The sequence below is a fragment of the Mesorhizobium sp. M7A.F.Ca.US.006.04.2.1 genome (genome assembly GCF_004022915.1).
GTDB classification, from domain to species: Bacteria; Pseudomonadota; Alphaproteobacteria; order Rhizobiales; family Rhizobiaceae; genus Mesorhizobium; species Mesorhizobium ciceri.
This window is the reverse complement of sequence record NZ_RZQA01000031.1, coordinates 1-16,162: the sequence shown is the minus strand read 5'-3', so window position 1 is coordinate 16,162 and position 16,162 is coordinate 1. Positions and strand designations below refer to the sequence as shown.

Here is a 16,162-nt window from a genome sequence, read left to right as displayed (position 1 = left end):
GGCCGCACTCATGACCGGCTGGGCTCGGTTAATCCTGCATGCCGCGCCCATGAGGTTACTTGTCCGGAGTGCGTCGAGCACAACGAGGAGATGTAGTTCACGATCTTTGAAAAGCGTGGTCAACCATCCAAAGTGTGGATGCCTTTCATCGAAACAAACGATTTCATCAATGTTCTGGAATCCTGCATGGGCAGAAGCACCTGATGGACACCGATGCCCCCACTGCCTCATGGCGTGGCGAGCGTCTTAAGAAACCGCCCGAAAGGAGATTTTTCATGCGCTCTACCGGGCAGTGGAGTGCTGGGAAAGGGAGTTGCAACTGACCGGCCATGTCAAACTGTCCGACTTCTTCCGAGCCTATGGACAGACCGGGAGACGCGCACGTGTAGCGGCTCACATCGTCATACTGCACCTACGCCACACACCGGCCGGACCTGATCCGGCTTTATGAGCATTGGGTTTTGTCAGTTGCCCAAGCGTGATGGCTTTCGCGACGCGGCGCGCCTCAGGAACTGAGCCGCGTCCAGGTCGAAACGCGGGAAAGAAAGACAGGAAACAGAATGGCCGATCAATTCGCAACGGACGTCATTGCCCTGATCAAGAAACGCGCCGAGTCGGAGAGCGGTGAGGGAATGCCTGCGTCATTCGTCGGCGAGATAACAATCGCCACGGAACTGGACGCGCTCGGGTTCGATTCGCTGGGTTTGGCGGACGTCCTCTGGGATGTGGAGCAGGCCTACGGCATCAAGATCGACATGAACACGGCCGATGCCTGGTCCAATCTCAAGAATGTCGGCGACGTCGTGGAAGCCGTCCGCGGCTTGCTTGCGAAGGAGGCTTGAATGGACAGGCGCGTCGTTATCACCGGAGTGGGCGGCCTGTGCGGACTGGGCACCGAGGCCGCCTCTATGTGGAAAGAGATGCGCGAAGGCCGCTCCGCCATCGGCCCGATCGCCAATTCCGAGCTTCATGACCTGGAGGGCATGACCGGCGCTGAGATCAAGGCGCTGCCCCAGCACGACATCGATCGCAAGCAGCTCGTCTCCATGGACCGCTTCAGCTTGCTCGCCGTGCTTGCAGCGCGCGAAGCCATGCGGCAGGCCGGACTTTCCTGCGACGAGGGGAATGCCCATCGCTTCGGCGCGACAGTGGGCGTCGGATTTACCGGTTCGTACGCAACAGAACAAACTTACCGCTCACTGCTTTTGGGTAGCGCAATCCGTGCTGAACTCTTCACTGGAGTAAAGGTGATGCCCAGCGCCGCTTCCGTCCATCTTAGCTTGAGCCTCGGCTTGCGCGGGCCGGTCTTCGGGGTGACCTCCGCATGTGCCTCGGCCAACCATGCGATCGCCTCGGCGGTGGACCAGATCAAGCTGGGCCGGGCCGACGTAATGGTTTCCGGGGGCAGCGACGCACCCTTCGCATGGGGCGTGCTGAAAGCATGGGAAGCAATGCGCGTGCTTTCACCCGATACCTGCCGGCCCTTCTCCGCCGATAGGAAGGGCCTGGTGCTGGGCGAGGGTGCGGGCATGGCCGTGCTGGAAAGCTACGAGCATGCCACGAGGCGTGGTGCCACAATTCTTGCCGAGATCGCCGGCGTCGGCCTTTCCGCCGATGCCTTCCACATTGCCGCGCCATCTGTCGAGGGGCCAGCGTCGGCGATGCGCGCCTGCCTTGCCGATGCCGGGCTGAATGCCGAGGACGTCGACTATCTCAACGCGCACGGCACCGGTACCAAGAGCAATGATCAGACTGAAACGGCGGCGATCAAGCGTGTGTTTGGAAACCACGCTTATTCGATGTCCATCTCTTCCACCAAGTCCACGCACGCGCATTGCCTCGGCGCAGCGAGCGCGCTTGAAATGATCGCCTGCGTGATGGCAATCCAAGAGGACGTCGTGCCGCCGACCGCCAACTATCGCGAGCCAGATCCCGCTTGCGACCTCGACATCACACCCAATGTGCCGCGGGAGCGCAAGGTGCGCGTCGCCATGAGCAACGCCTTCGCCATGGGCGGTACGAACGCAGTTCTGGCATTCAGGCAGGTGTAGAAGCCATGCAAGACGCCTCATTTGAGGTCACCTGTCGTATCTAGCTGCTTGCCGGACCACTATGTAAAGCGAGCGCTATTGGCTGCCTCTGCGATGCGGGAATTGGCAGCGGACGTCTCTCGATCAAACAGGCATCTTGCTTGTAGAATTCTTTTAATCGTGAAGCGGCGCGAGTGCGCTATCCGTTGAGGTGAGCAAGGCCGGCGCCCTGGGTGAGCGCTGGTGTCGGGTGGTGGAAAGTACAGGGGGAGCTGTGTGGCCCCTCTTTCTCGGCCTCGACGATGTGCGAAGGAGCCTGCGCGGCGAACGGGCCAACGCCCCAGGCTCAGAACCTGGGCGAACCTAACTCCCGCCAAAGGACAGCCCAGAGCTGGATACACGAAAGAGATACTGAACCCGCGAATCAGATTCTGATCAATCGTCGTGTCTGAGCTCCACTCGGCTCTTACGGAGATAATCGCGCGGCCCGGCAACGGCCGCGCGTGCCGCGGGCGTGAGCTTTGCGCTTCGTCAGAAGTGCCTCGAGCGTGACGACGATAATTGACCAGCCATATGGAACGCATTCGCCCAGTTATCCAAAGCGTGGATACCTTTCATCTAAACAAAGGATTTTACCGTTTTTGCTGCAGGTCCCATAGAAGCGCTTCAAGTTGGAAAGATAGGTAGTTCCGATGGTTGCGTTGGATCTGAGGAGCATCATCTGGTGTGCGGGGCGTACAAAGTCAGTCGCATCTGCATTGCGGCTTGGTCTTTCGGCGGTCCCCACAAGTTACGCCCCGTTGGCGCGACGCCAATTATTTAATCAATGCTTGGACATTTATCTCAACCAGACAGCTACAAGGTGAGGTCTTCCATGCGTCCGAATGTCGAGTGGAAGTTGTGCTGGGAAAATGAGCTGCAACTGGCCGACCATGTCGAACTCTCCGACTTTTTTCGAAAGACCTATGGACGGACTGGCGCCTTCAACGCGGAGCCATTCGAAGGCGGCCGCAGTTGGGCCGGCGCGAGGCCGGAATTCCGCGCAATCGGCTACGACGCGCATGGGGTAGCGGCTCACATCGGCATGCTGCGGCGCTTCATCAAAGTTGGCGAGGTCGACTTGATCGTCGCTGAATTGGGCCTGTACGCGGTTCGTCCGGATCTTGAAGGGCTCGGAATCGGTTTTTCGATGCGCGTGGCGTACCCAGTGCTCCATCAGTTGGGTGTTCCATTCGCTTTCGGCACGGTTCGGCACGCGCTGCGAAACCATGTCGAAAGATTCTGCAGAGCCGGCCTCGCGAACATTGTGTCGGGCGTTCGCGTACGGTCGACCCGTCCAGATGTGCATCCCGACCTGCCGCCCACGCGCCTGGAAGACGTACTCGTGTTGGTTTCGCCGATCGGACGCTCGATGGACGAGTGGCCGTCTGGTACCCTGATCGACCGGAACGGTCCGGAACTATGAAGCCTCTGGACTACATATGCGAAGGGCAGAGTGACAATGCCGATCGCATTGCAGAGCGCAGCGTCTATCTGACGTTTGACGACGGTCCCAATTCATTTTTCACACCGCAGATACTCAATGTGCTGGCGCAACATCAGGTGCCGGCGACCTTCTTCGTTGTTGGGGCCTACGCGGCCGACGAGCCGGAACTCGTTCGCCGAATTATTACAGACGGCCACGGTATAGCCAACCACACGATGACTCATCCGGACCTAGCTAAATGCGGGTCCGTCGAAGTCGACTGCCAGATAGTTGAGGCAAACAGAGTCATAGGGATGGCTTGCCCGCAGGCCATGGTTCGGTACTTTCGTGCACCCTATGGCATCTGGACCGAAGAAGTAATCGCTGCATTAGCGGGTGAGGCATTGGCGCCCGTCCATTGGTCCATTGATCCACGCGACTGGTCTCGCCCCGGCGTTGACGCCATCGTCGACAGAGTGCTCGCCGATATCCGGCCGGGCGCAATCGTGCTGTTGCACGACGGGTGCGCTCCCGACGAATTGCAACCAGGCAATCAAGCCAGTCTGCGCGACCAGACGGTGACAGCGTTGTCACGCCTAATTCCAGAATTGCACGGCCGCGGATTTGTAATCCGATCACTTCCTCAACATCCCTGAACAAACAGAGATCCTATGGACCTTCTCACCACAGCCAGTACTGTTGCCGTTTCGTCTTATGCGGTGCTCTCGACTGTTTACAGAGGCATGCAAGCGGTCTACTCCCAACCGGAAAATGTTACGCCGCCGTCGGAAAGCTTGTTCGGATCCGACCGTTGGCCGAGCGTGGATGTCATTATCCCCTGCTACAATGAGGACCCGCGCACACTCGCGGCGTGTTTAGCTTCCATTGCAAATCAAGATTACTCCGGAACATTTCAGGTCTATCTGGTTGACGACGGTTCTGGAAATCGTAATGCCGTCATCCCGGTACATCACGCCTACGAGGGCGACCCGAGATTCAATTTCATTCTGCTCCGCGAAAATGTTGGCAAACGCAAGGCGCAGATCGCCGCCATCCGCCGCTCATCTGGAGATTTCGTGCTCAGCGTCGACTCTGACACGACACTTGCGTCCGACGTCATCACGAAGCTTGCAGTAAAAATGCGGGATTCCATGGTCGGAGCGGCCATGGGCCAGCTGACGGCATACAACCGCAGCGACACTTGGTTGACCCGATTGATCGATATGGAATACTGGCTGGCTTGCAATGAGGAGCGCGCGGCGCAAGGTCGCTTTGGTGCGGTCATGTGCTGCTGCGGCCCATGTGCAATGTACCGCCGGTCTTGTCTCCTTTCTCTGCTGGATCAATACGAGACGCAGCTGTTCAGGGGGAAACCAAGCGACTTCGGTGAAGACCGTCATCTTACGATCCTCATGCTGAAAGCAGGCTTTCGAACCGAGTACGTTCCAGGTGCCGTCGCGGCGACAGTCGTTCCGGACAAGATGGGACCTTATTTGCGCCAACAACTCCGCTGGGCACGAAGCACTTTCCGGGACACGATGCTTGCGCGAGGTCTACTGCGTGGCCTGGATCGCTATCTAACTTTGGATGTGATGGGAGAGAATCTCGGCCCATTGTTGCTCGGCATCGCGGTAGTAACGGCGCTCGGTGAGTTACTATTTTCACATACAGTAAATTGGTGGACGGTGCTGGCTATTGTCACGATGACCATAATCAGATCTACGGTGTTATCTTTCCGCACTCGGCAGCTTCGATTCATCGGCTATTCAATGCACGCGTTAATCAGGATATTCCTGTTGATCCCCTTGAAGGCTTACGCCCTGTGTACATTGAGCAATAGCGATTGGCTGTCGCGTAAAAGTGTTCCCCTGCCCAACAGCAGCACAAAGGAAATCACAAGCGCGATGCCGCTTGGCGGAGCAAATGCTGCGGGCAATTCTGGAATTGCGGAGTCACTTCATACTGCAGATCTTTCGCTCACAGCTAGTGAAGTCTGACGGCCTTGCAGCGCCGAGTGACCGAGTAAGTTGTGTCAGTCGACACGGGGTGAAGCTTGTCGAGTTACCTATGGTCAGAACGGGGACTATGTGGAAGCGACACGTGGCATCTTGACGTTATTCTTTGGCGGAAGCGATACACACGTCGCTCCGGCCGCGACTTTCCAAAGGTGTCATCTCAAGGCGGTGGCCTGCTCTGAACCAGAATTCGCAAGTAAGCTGCCGGTGGCCAATCGGACTCATTCCGCTTGAGATAGACGCATGTCCAATGTAGCAATCGACCTTACCGGCGTAACCAAATTATTCGGAAACAAGCTCGTTGTGGACGGGCTGTCCTTCACCGTTGCATCGGGAGAGTGCTTCGGTCTGCTGGGGCCTAACGGCGCAGGCAAGAGCACGATTGCGCGTATGCTCCTCGGTATGACCCGGCCTGACGCGGGTGATATAACAGTCCTCGGTCTACCAGTGCCGGCACGCAGCCGCTTGGCCCGCAAGGGCATAGGCGTGGTCCCGCAGTTCGACAATCTCGACCTGGAATTTACGGTACGTGAGAACCTGTTGGTGTTCGGGCGCTACTTCGGCATGAGTACAAGAGAGATCAACGCCGTCATCCCACGGCTGCTCGAGTTCGCTCGCCTTGAGAGCAAGGCGGATTCACGTGTCGGCCTGCTATCCGGCGGGATGAAGCGGCGCCTGACGCTGGCACGTGCTCTGATCAACGACCCCCAGTTGCTTGTGATGGATGAGCCCACGACCGGCCTCGACCCGCATGCCCGCCATCTGATCTGGGAGCGACTTCGTTTCCTGCTGGCGAGCGGAAAAACGATCATTTTGACCACCCATTTCATGGAAGAGGCTGAGCGGCTTTGTGATCGGCTGTGTGTTCTCGAGCGGGGACGCAAGATCGCCGAGGGCAGTCCTCATGCGCTGATCGACGAGTACATTGGGTGCAACGTGATCGAGATCTTCGGCGGTAATCCACAGGAGCTGATTTCGCTGATCAGACCGTACGTTCAGCGTGTCGAGGTAAGCGGCGAGACGCTCTTTTGCTATGCGCCTGAGCCGGAGGATGTGCGCATCCAGCTTCGCGGTCGAGCGGGTCTGCGTATTCTAGAGCGTCCACCCAGTCTGGAGGACGTTTTCTTGCGGTTAACCGGACGTGAGATGGAGAAGTGAGCAATGGGTGAACGTTTTGCGGCCGCTCTACCCGCCAACGCCTGGAACTGGATGGCGGTGTGGCGCCGCAATCATCTGGCATGGAAGAAGGTGGCATTTGCTTCAATGCTCGGCACCCTTGCTGATCCGATGATTTACCTTTTCGGGCTCGGCACTGGCCTTGGACTGTTGGTAGGCCGCATCGAAGGTGCATCCTACATCGCCTTTCTGGCAGCCGGCATGGTTGCGACGAGCGCGATGACAGCATCAACCTTCGAAACAATTTACGCGGTTTTCGGTCGAATGCGCGATCAGGGCACTTGGGAAGCAATCCTGCACACACAACTTACCCTCGGCGACATCGTTCTCGGTGAATTGACCTGGGCAGCCACAAAGGCTTTTCTGGCCGGTACGACAATTGCGATTGTTGCGGCCGCGCTAGGTTATGCCGCGTGGACGTCGGTTCTCTACGTGCTACCGGTCGTCGCTCTCACCGGATTCGCCTTTGCGAGCCTGGCCATGCTCGTCATCGCGCTCGCGCCCAGTTATCACTATTTTATTTTCTATCAGACGCTTGTCATCACACCCATGCTGTTCCTTTCGGGCGCGGTTTTTCCAGTCGGCCAATTGCCAGGAGTGTTTCAGCAGATTGCGGCCTTCTCGCCCCTGGCGAATTCTATCGAGCTAATCCGTCCGGTGATGCTCGGCCGCCTGGGCGACAATGTAGGGCTGCATATAGGCGCACTTTGCATGTTCGCTGTATTGCCTTTTTTTCTGTCGGCTGGACTGTTTCATCGACGACTAATGCGTTGACGCTTGCTTACACCCATTAACCAGAAGGAGGTCCGCAATGCCGGATGCAAACTGCCCACAGCGGCCCGGAGGCATGCGTATGCTAGGAATCGCGAGTGGTACAACGCCGAAGCCGGGCGCCACCCAGCCGCTGCAGGCACCCGCCCAGCTTCGCGACCACACCTCGAAGAACAGGCTGGATGGTGAGGCGCGGACCCACCCGGAGCGTTCAATCGATAGCAGCCAAGCTTCTTGTGCGCGTCCACAGACCGTCGCGGCCATTATTTAGTTGGATACACATGCAATGACCCACAACGAAGCAACTCTTGAGCCTTTTGTGATCCTTGCTATGCCAAGGACCGGAACACACTATTTAGAAGAATTGCTAAACGAGCATCCGACCGTTTTGAGTAACGGTGAGTTGCTAAACGAATATGATCCCAATTGGCCCAGCACTGATCGCCTGCTAGGCACGGATCGCGAGCTTCTTGAGCTTGCCTATGTGCGCTGCCCTATGCGCGACTACAAGAATGTGACGCATCTTGGATGCAAGATCAATGAACCTCAGTTTCGCGAGCGTCCCGCATTCTTTGCGGAACTGGCTCGTTGGCCAGCACTCAAGGTCATCCTTGTTGTTCGCCGAAACGTATTGGAATCGCTCCGATCCTTTGTGCAGGCCAGGGAAAGCGGTCACTGGCTGAAGTTCAGCTGGGACAACGATACCGCTCGGCCACCGAGCGTCAGGTTGTCAATCGCCGACTGTGAGGCTTATTTCAAAGCCGCCGACGATTTTCACGCTCGCGTTATGGACTCCTTCACGTCGACCAACCTGCTTGTAATGGAATACGAGAGCCTACTTCACGAACCTGCCCAATGCCTGGGAGCGGTTTGGGATTTCCTGGGCGTTCCAGCGCTTGAGCCATCAGATAACGCCATCCTGCAGCGCCAGGAAACGCGACCGCTGGATCAAACGGTGGAGAACTTTGACGAGTTGCGGATTCACTTCGCACGGGGACCTTATTCAAGATTTTTTGACCTCGGAGATTCAATGCGCTCCTACGCTTAATCGCTTGTACCGCGTGCTCTGATGGGCGTGTAGGATATCCTGCAGTTTGCGCGCATTCCGTCGCAAAACTGACAAACCAAAGTCACCAAGACGACAGAGATATCGGCCGGCAGTCGATCTGCGGCAGACATCAAAGACACGGCCGCAAGGCGACCTGGTCAATTCCCTCTCTGGCGAAGCACTTCTTCAGACGCGATCTTTGGCGAGCCTTGAGTGCAAATTCCGGCAAAGGTGGAGGGTTCCAGTGCGCAACCCGCACCAATCTCGCTGGACGGGACAGGCCTCCAGTTGGCACGGCGCTTGCTCCGAGATGACAGCAGCGCTCGACCGGAGCGCAGCATGGGAGAAGGAGGAGCCCCCACCCCGATCCGGTCAGGGAGAGAGAAACGGTGTTGGTTCCAAGAGTCCCCCGCGCGATCGCAGCGCCCCGCAAGCCCCATTTTGCCCGGACCTACGTGCAGGTGCTTGCCGCCATAGTCCTGGGAGCCGCAATTGGCTACCTCTATCCGGAAACCGGCCAGAGCCTGAAGCCGCTCGGCGATGCCTTCATCAAAGTCGTCAAGATGATTATCGCACCTGTCATCTTCCTGACAATTGCGACCGGCATTGCCGGCATGAGCGATCTGCAGAAGGTCGGCCGAGTTGCCGCCAAGGCGATGGTTTATTTCCTCACCTTCTCGACACTTGCACTCGTTGTCGGACTGATTGTCGCGAATATCGTTCAACCTGGCGCCGGCCTCAACATCGATCCGGCCTCGCTCGATGTCCAAGCCGTTAAGGGCTATGTGGCCACGGCTCACGAGCAGTCCGTGACCAGCTTCCTGATGAACATCATCCCGTCAACGATTGCCAGTGCCTTCGCGGAAGGCGACATCCTGCAAGTCCTGTTCTTCTCGGTCCTGTTCGGCATTGCTTTGGCGATGACCGGAGAGACGAGCAGGCCGGTCGTTACCTTTCTCCAGGCGCTTACCGCCCCCATTTTTAAGCTCGTCGGCATTCTGATGAAGGCTGCACCCATCGGCGCCTTCGGCGCAATGGCCTTTACGATCGGCAAATACGGAATCGGTTCGGTGGCCAACCTCGCGATACTGGTCGCGACGTTCTATCTTACCGCCTTCCTCTTCGTGTTCGGGGTTCTCGGCGCGGTCTGCCGCTACAACGGCTTCTCGATCTTTTCTCTCGTCCGCTACATCAAGGACGAGCTGCTGCTTGTCCTGGCAACGTCCTCCTCGGAGGCCGCGCTGCCCTCGCTAATGGAGAAGATGGAGAAGGCCGGCGCCGCCCGTTCGGTCGTAAGTCTCGTCATCCCTACTGGATACTCATTCAATCTGGACGGTACCAATATCTACATGACGATCGCCGCCCTCTTCATCGCCCAGGCGACGAACACAGATTTGTCAATTGCCGATCAGATCCTCCTGCTGCTAATTGCGATGCTTTCCTCGAAGGGTGCGGCAGGCGTCACCGGCGCCGGCTTCATCACATTGGCCGCTACTCTCTCTGTCGTGCCGAGTGTTCCCGTTGCCGGAATGGCTCTAATTCTTGGCGTGGACCGCTTCATGTCGGAATGCCGCGCGCTGACGAATTTAGTCGGTAATGCGGTGGCATCGCTCGTTGTCGCTCGCTGGGAAGGCGAATTGGACCAGTCACGGATGGAAACCGCTTTCCGCGGTTAGGGTTACATCAAACTGGCTCCCCGCAAGCAAGATCGCAACAGCGCGACGTGTAAGTAGCGGCCTTGACACAACAGTCGAATTGCCAGCCTCCAAAGAGCGCTGGAAATAGAGTACTAACGCAGTGAGTAATACAACACCATGAAGCCCCTAAGCAAACGAACGGTTCACGGAGACTCATCTGGGTGCGCATGGAGCGCTGTTCGTCGAATGCGCTATCCGCGGGGTGGGGGAACTATTTCAGCTTGCCGCCCCAAGCCGTCGCGGGAGCGCACCGGATGATGGAGGACCGGCCGATCAGAATCGCTAGGGGAAAGCGCGTCACAATAGCCGATCTCGCCCGCGAAGCCGGAGTCAGCGTAGCAACAGTCGATCGGGTTCTGAACGTCCGCCTTCCGGTGCGAGAGGAGACCGCCCAGCGGGTCCATGCGGCCGCGCACGCGATCGGCTATCATGCTGCCGGTCTCATCAAACAGCGCTTGCAGCAGCACCTGCCGCACTACAAGCTGGGCTTCATCTTGAGAAAACCTACCCACGATTTCTACCAAGATTTCGCTCGCAAGATCGAAGAGTCGGTCAGTATGGCTAAATCCTTCCACGGCCTTCCGATCATCGAGTTCGCGCAGTCACATTTGCCGCGTGACCTGCTCCCGCTTCTTAAGGACCTTGGGAGCCGCTGCCAGGCGATCGCCATGGTGGCGGCCGATCACCCGAAAATCACAGCATCAGTCGAGGAGCTCAAGGCGAAAGGTATCCCGGTATTTTCGCTGCTATCCGACTTCGCCGATGGCGTGCGCGAGGGCTACATCGGCCTCAACAACAGCAAGGTCGGACGGACTGCCGCTTGGGTGTTTTCCAAGGCCGCAAAACGGCCCGGCAAGGTGGCGGTGTTTGTCGGAAGCCATCGCTTCCAGGCGCATGCGACGCGGGAAACGGCCTTTCGTGCGTATTTTCGTGAGAACGCGCCAAAATTCGAGGTGCTTGATGCGCTCGTGAACCTTGATGAACGGCAGCTCACTTACGAAAAATTGCTGGATCTTATGCAGCGGGAACCAGAGCTCGTCGGCTTCTATATGGCCGGCGGGGGGATAGAGGGGGCAATTTCCGCGCTCCGAGAAGAGGGGAGCGGTCAGGATCTCGTCGCGATCGTGAGTGAAATGACGCCGCAGTCACGTGGGGCGCTTGCGGATGACATCTTGACGATGGCGGTCGGCACGCCAATGCGCCGACTTTGCCAGGAGCTGATAATGGCAATGGAGCGGGCCATCAAAGCCGGCGTCGCGGAGAGCCCGGGGCAGACATTTCTGCCGTTCGACATTTATCTTCCGGAAAATATTTGACCTTGATGGATTTCTATCATGAGCGCCCATTTTCCTTTCACCGATGAAAGGAAAGCTCGATTGACTCGGCCGTCTCTGTCCGATCTGTGAACCGGCGTGGTTCCGTCTTGAAAGAAGCCGGATGCCGAAATGGCAGCCGCGCTTCATGGAAGGAAAGTCAAGCAATGCGCCAGGTATCGCCCCGCTTTGCACTCGATCACATGGCGGCGCCCCGCCTTGACGTCAGTGCGCTTTTCGCGCTTGCCCGTGACCAAGGCCTGACCGACGTCCAAATCCGTTACCCTCATTTCAGCAATCCTGTCGCACGCGGCATTCCGGCTGCGGACGTTCGGTTGGCCGCTACCGAAGCGGGCGTCACGATCATCTCTGTCAACGCCTTGCAGCGGTTCAACGACTGGACTCCAACGCGTCAGGCCGAGGCAAGCAACCTCGCCGATTATGCGACGGCGTGCGGGGCGGAGACGCTCGTGTTGGTGCCGGCCAACCGCAGCTCGTGGCCCACCAATAGCGAGCGCCAGGACAATCTTCGTTTCGCTCTAAACGAGATCAAGCCAATCCTCCAGTCGCGGGGTCTGATCGGTCTCATCGAGCCGCTGGGTTTCCGAACCTGCTCGCTTCGATCAAAGAAGGAAGCGGCCGAGGCCGTTGCCGCGGTTGATGGCCAGTCCGTCTTTCGCCTCGTGCACGACACGTTCCACCACACCCTGGCCGGGGAGACATGCCTGTTCTGCGAGCTTACCGGCCTGGTGCACATTTCAAGCGTAAACGACCCGACCTTCTGGATTTACCCCGATCGCTTTCTTGCAGGTTCCGACAATGGCAGCCAGATTCAGGCGCTGCTGGATGGCGGCTACGCGGGACCTTTCTCATTCGAGCTGGTCGAGGAAGTCCATTCTCTGGACGATCTCGCAGGCGCACTTGCCGCCAGCATCGACTTTATCCGGCGAGGGCTATTGTCGTCAAAGTAGATGGTGACAGGAGTAGTGACTATAGGTGCGCCTGAATTTTCCGTGGGTTCACAGCGGGGCAGCCATCCGAGATGCCTCCTGTATCATTATCTCCCGCATCCAGATGCTTGCCGGATCGCTATTGTGGAGGGCCGGCCATTGGAGGGTCTCGGTGAATGTGGGAAATGGCAGCGGAAGTTCGATAACCCGCAGGGGGAACGTTTTTTCGAAATGCCTGACCAGCCGTAAGGGCATGGTCGCTATACGAGCTGTGCCGGACACCATAGGTGGAATCATGCTGAAGCCCTGCACGGCGACCTCGACACGTCTCTTAAGGCCATGCTCAAGCAAAAACCATTCCTCGATAGACGGCTTCATCGTACGCCCGAACCTGACCGCGACGTGCCTCATCGACATGTATCTCTCGAATGTAAGCTGCTGTGGCAGCTGCTTGTTTGTGGGACAGCCTACGCACACGAGCTTCTCGTCAAACAGCGCAACGCTTGAATGCACACTCGACGTGAACATATCCGGTAGAATTAGAAAATCGACGTCACCGCGCCGGAGAAGCTCATCGGGGCTATCGTCGACAGGCAGCAGTTCGAAGCTGACGGCGGGGGCTTCCCGTGAAATACGCTCCACAAGCTTTTCGAAAAACACGAGCGTGACGAAATCGGAAAGAATGATCCTGAAGAGGCGATCGGCTCGAGCTGGGTCAAACGGATCCGAAGAAATAATCGAGCACTGGATGTGCTGGAGAGCGTCGCGAACTGCGGGGGCAAATGCTGCCGCACGCGGGGTTAGAAATCTTTCGCGACCTCTTATCGTAAACAGTTCATCGCGGAAATAATCGCGCAGTCGGGCGACGGCCGCACTCATGGCGGGCTGACTCAGGTTAATCCTGCGTGCCGCCGCCGAGAGATTACGCTCCGTCAGGAGTGCGTCGAGCACAACGAGGAGATTTAGATCAAGTCCTTTGAAACGCATGTCATCAGCCATCCATGGGATGGATGCCTTTAACCGAAACAAACGACTTTAACAATTTAGCATTCTTGCAATCTTTTGTCGCAAAAAGTTTATGATGGATGACGTTAAGGTCCGACATATGAGCCGCGTGATCTGCCGAAGCGAGCAATCGTTCGTACTGTGCAGGTCAGAGATTGGCAGTTTGAAACGCCGGGCCGATGGCGCCGGTCTATCAACCAGCGTCTTCGGCGGCCCCGACCTAGCTAGGCGTGGAACCTAATAGGGTGCACCTTTCCAGTCCGAGGCGACTGATGGGCGGTTTGATCCTAAGCTGCCGTGAGGCCTGTGCCAATTGTATCGGCGAGCCAATGCAGCAGTCCGGCAGCGTTTTTGAGAGCTGTTGTAGGCTCGGCCTAAGCCCATTGGCGCAAGCCTATCTGAACGAAGCGCTTGGCCTTGCCGCTATCCGGTATGTGATCTGTGGTGCCTTCTCGTCCTGCTGTTCTTGTTTTGGAACGCCCTTATGGTGAGCCCATCCGGGACGTGGGGCACCGGGAGCACAAAGGTGCAGGCAGGCCGTCAATAGACCGTGGGCTGAGAGCCCGAGCTCGTTACATGGCCGCCCCTCGCGACTTTCCCGGATGCGCTGCGAGCGCGGATCAGTAGATGTCGTGTTGCCCGCCAGCTCCCGTCTTTGACCGAGCCAAGAAGGAGGAACGGGCATGCTTATCATCGGACTGGATATTCACCGCGCCTTCGCCGAAGCAGTGGCATGGGAGGAGGGCAGGCTCAGGCGACTCGGCCGCGTCGACATGCGGCGCGATCTGCTGGCGGCGTTCGCCGCGAAGCTGTCGCCGAACGATGTCGGGGTGATCGAGGCCACCGGCAACGCGACGTCCGCTGCAGCTGTGGTTGCGCCGCATGTGAAGAAGGTGGGGATCGCCAAGCCGAAACAGGTGTTTATCGTTGCCTATGCCAAGATCAAAACGACGATCGACGCCGACGTTCTTGCGCAGCTCTATGCCAGCGGCTTCTTGCCAGAAGTCTGGATTGCGGACGAGCCGACGCAGGCTCTGCGTCGACAGGTGACACGGCGCAATCAGATTGTCCGACAGAGATCTCGATTGAAGAGCGTCATCCAGTCGATCCTTCATAGCCACCTGATCCGTCCTGCCCGCATGCTGACCTGTGCGGCGCCAAGGGTCGGACCTGGTTAATCGAGCAGGTCGTACCGCAGGACGAGCGCCTCGCGATCGATGGGCATCTGCGCGAGTTCGACCGATTGGGCGAAGACCTCCAGGTCATCGAACGCGATCTTGTCCGCTCGGCTCTCGAGGATGAAGGCGTGAAGCGGCTGATGACCATTCCCGGCGTCGACATCACCGTCGCGCTGGCGATGAAGGGCGGCGATCGGCGACGTGTCGCGCTTCGACGATCCGCAGAAGCTCGTGACCTATCTCGGGTTGAACCCAAGCGTCCAGCAGTCCGGCCAGGTCCGGCCTACCATGGGCGGATCACCAAGCAGGGCCGTGGTCATGCGCGCGGCATGCTCGTCGAGGCGGCCTGGGCGGCCGCTCGTGCTCCCGGACCGTTGCGAGCCTTCTCCCTGCGGCGTGCGAGCCCGGCGCGGACAGCATGTCGCGGCCGTGGCAACCGCACGCAAACTCTCTGTCGTGATCTGTCATCTGTTGAGAAGGGCGAGAGTTACGCGTGGGCTCGACCCTCCCTGCATGCCAAGAAGCTTGCGCGATGTGGAACTCAAGGCCGGGAGCAAGGCTGTGCGCGGCCAAAAGGGAGCGCACGCCTACAACATAAAGAGCCACCGGGAAGAAGAGCGCCGCTGGGTGGAGCAGGCCGAGGGCGCCTATGCACGCCTCGTCGCCGGTTGGAACCCACGAGGTCCGAAGAGGGTAGGCACGGATGCCGCAAACGAGGCGCGACGATAGAAGCTGCGCGGCAGGGCTCTCATCTCGGACCCTGCTCTTCGCCACGCGGTCGTCCGTGCGCGACAGGAGAATAGCGCAGATTTATCAAAAAGGCTCTTGTCGATCACATCAGTGGTCTTGGGCGCTGTACGGCCGGGTGAAGACTTTGCAGGTGGCCCGGAAAGCGTTTGACCTGCAGCGAAGCAATTGTCGTCATTACGCGCTCGACCCGGGCGCCCAGCTTGGCATAAGGGCTACGTGGCCTCAGGAAGCGTCGTCGCCAATGCAGACCATGGACGAATTCCCAGCCGATGCCGAGATGCCGGTCGACCGTGCCTGTCGCCGTCCGGTGATGCGATGCCCCCGAGCGGATGAGTTCGCCCCGGATGCTCCCGGTCACGACGCACGGGTTCGGGTTCCAAGGCGCTCAGTTTTGTTCGCGCCCAATCGGTGTAGGACGCGGCAGAAATACGAGCGTGACGAAATCGGAAAGAATGATCCTGAAGCGGCGATTCGGTAGAGCCGGGTCAAACTATCCGACGAAATAAACGATCACTGGATGGGCGGGGGAGCGTCGCAAACTGGAGGGCAAGAGCTCCCGGACGCAGCGTTAAGTTTGAATACCTCCGCGGACATGGTCGCGAGCTTATCGCGCAAATAAATCGAGCAGCCGAGCGCCGGCCGCACTCATGACCGGCTGGGCTCGGTTAATCCTGCATGCCGCGCCCATGAGGTTACTTGTCCGGAGTGCGTCGAGCACAACGAGGAGATGTAGTTCACGATCTTTGAAAAGCGTGGTCAACCAT

General features: G+C 58.3%; 12 protein-coding genes and 1 pseudogene. 12 read left to right on the top strand and 1 reads right to left on the bottom strand.

Annotation, left to right across the window (positions count from 1 at the left end):
• The first annotated feature begins 560 nt into the window (after nt 1–560).
• The 11 genes from EN925_RS03355 to EN925_RS03305 all read left to right on the top strand — a co-directional run bounded on the left by EN925_RS03355 (nt 561) and on the right by EN925_RS03305 (nt 12,486).
• Complete coding sequence (locus EN925_RS03355; protein WP_029356603.1) at nt 561–842, top strand: acyl carrier protein; 282 nt, start codon at nt 561–563, stop codon at nt 840–842.
• Nucleotides 843–2,051, top strand: coding sequence for a beta-ketoacyl-[acyl-carrier-protein] synthase family protein (locus tag EN925_RS03350; RefSeq protein WP_128336341.1), 1,209 nt, complete (start codon nt 843–845; stop codon nt 2,049–2,051).
• A gap of 853 nt (nt 2,052–2,904) precedes the next feature.
• A complete protein-coding gene (locus EN925_RS03345; RefSeq protein WP_063169401.1) occupies nt 2,905–3,495 on the top strand; it encodes a NodA family N-acyltransferase in 591 nt (196 codons plus the stop codon).
• Nucleotides 3,492–4,151 (top strand): chitooligosaccharide deacetylase NodB, encoded by a 660-nt coding sequence (nodB, locus tag EN925_RS03340; protein ID WP_063169400.1) that lies wholly within the window; start codon nt 3,492–3,494, stop codon nt 4,149–4,151. Before EN925_RS03345 ends, nodB begins: the two co-directional genes overlap by 4 nt.
• A gap of 15 nt (nt 4,152–4,166) precedes the next feature.
• Nucleotides 4,167–5,492, top strand: a complete 1,326-nt coding sequence (nodC, locus tag EN925_RS03335) for a chitooligosaccharide synthase NodC (protein WP_063169399.1) — start codon at nt 4,167–4,169, stop codon at nt 5,490–5,492.
• 261 nt (nt 5,493–5,753) lie between these two features.
• The gene (nodI, locus tag EN925_RS03330) at nt 5,754–6,668 is read left to right on the top strand and encodes a nodulation factor ABC transporter ATP-binding protein NodI (RefSeq protein ID WP_024505873.1); all 915 of its coding nucleotides are present in this window, start codon (nt 5,754–5,756) and stop codon (nt 6,666–6,668) included.
• A 3-nt stretch (nt 6,669–6,671) separates the two neighbouring features.
• The gene (locus EN925_RS03325) at nt 6,672–7,460 is read left to right on the top strand and encodes an ABC transporter permease (protein ID WP_063169398.1); all 789 of its coding nucleotides are present in this window, start codon (nt 6,672–6,674) and stop codon (nt 7,458–7,460) included.
• A gap of 283 nt (nt 7,461–7,743) precedes the next feature.
• A complete protein-coding gene (locus tag EN925_RS03320) occupies nt 7,744–8,505 on the top strand; it encodes a sulfotransferase domain-containing protein (protein WP_063169397.1) in 762 nt (253 codons plus the stop codon).
• Between the two features lie 392 nt (nt 8,506–8,897).
• The gene (locus EN925_RS03315; RefSeq protein ID WP_210326678.1) at nt 8,898–10,181 is read left to right on the top strand and encodes a dicarboxylate/amino acid:cation symporter; all 1,284 of its coding nucleotides are present in this window, start codon (nt 8,898–8,900) and stop codon (nt 10,179–10,181) included.
• A gap of 275 nt (nt 10,182–10,456) precedes the next feature.
• The gene (locus tag EN925_RS03310) at nt 10,457–11,518 is read left to right on the top strand and encodes a LacI family DNA-binding transcriptional regulator (protein WP_051695606.1); all 1,062 of its coding nucleotides are present in this window, start codon (nt 10,457–10,459) and stop codon (nt 11,516–11,518) included.
• Nucleotides 11,519–11,682: 164 nt separating this feature from the next.
• Complete coding sequence (locus EN925_RS03305; RefSeq protein ID WP_063169395.1) at nt 11,683–12,486, top strand: TIM barrel protein; 804 nt, start codon at nt 11,683–11,685, stop codon at nt 12,484–12,486.
• A gap of 48 nt (nt 12,487–12,534) precedes the next feature.
• Here EN925_RS03305 and EN925_RS03300 read toward each other — a convergent pair whose 3' ends face one another.
• Nucleotides 12,535–13,452, bottom strand: a complete 918-nt coding sequence (locus EN925_RS03300) for a LysR family transcriptional regulator (RefSeq protein WP_063170390.1) — start codon at nt 13,450–13,452, stop codon at nt 12,535–12,537.
• 701 nt (nt 13,453–14,153) lie between these two features.
• On the opposite strand from EN925_RS03300, the pseudogene EN925_RS03295 reads away from it, so the two are divergent.
• Nucleotides 14,154–15,377: pseudogene (locus EN925_RS03295) on the top strand (IS110 family transposase).
• Nucleotides 15,378–16,162: the final 785 nt, after the last annotated feature.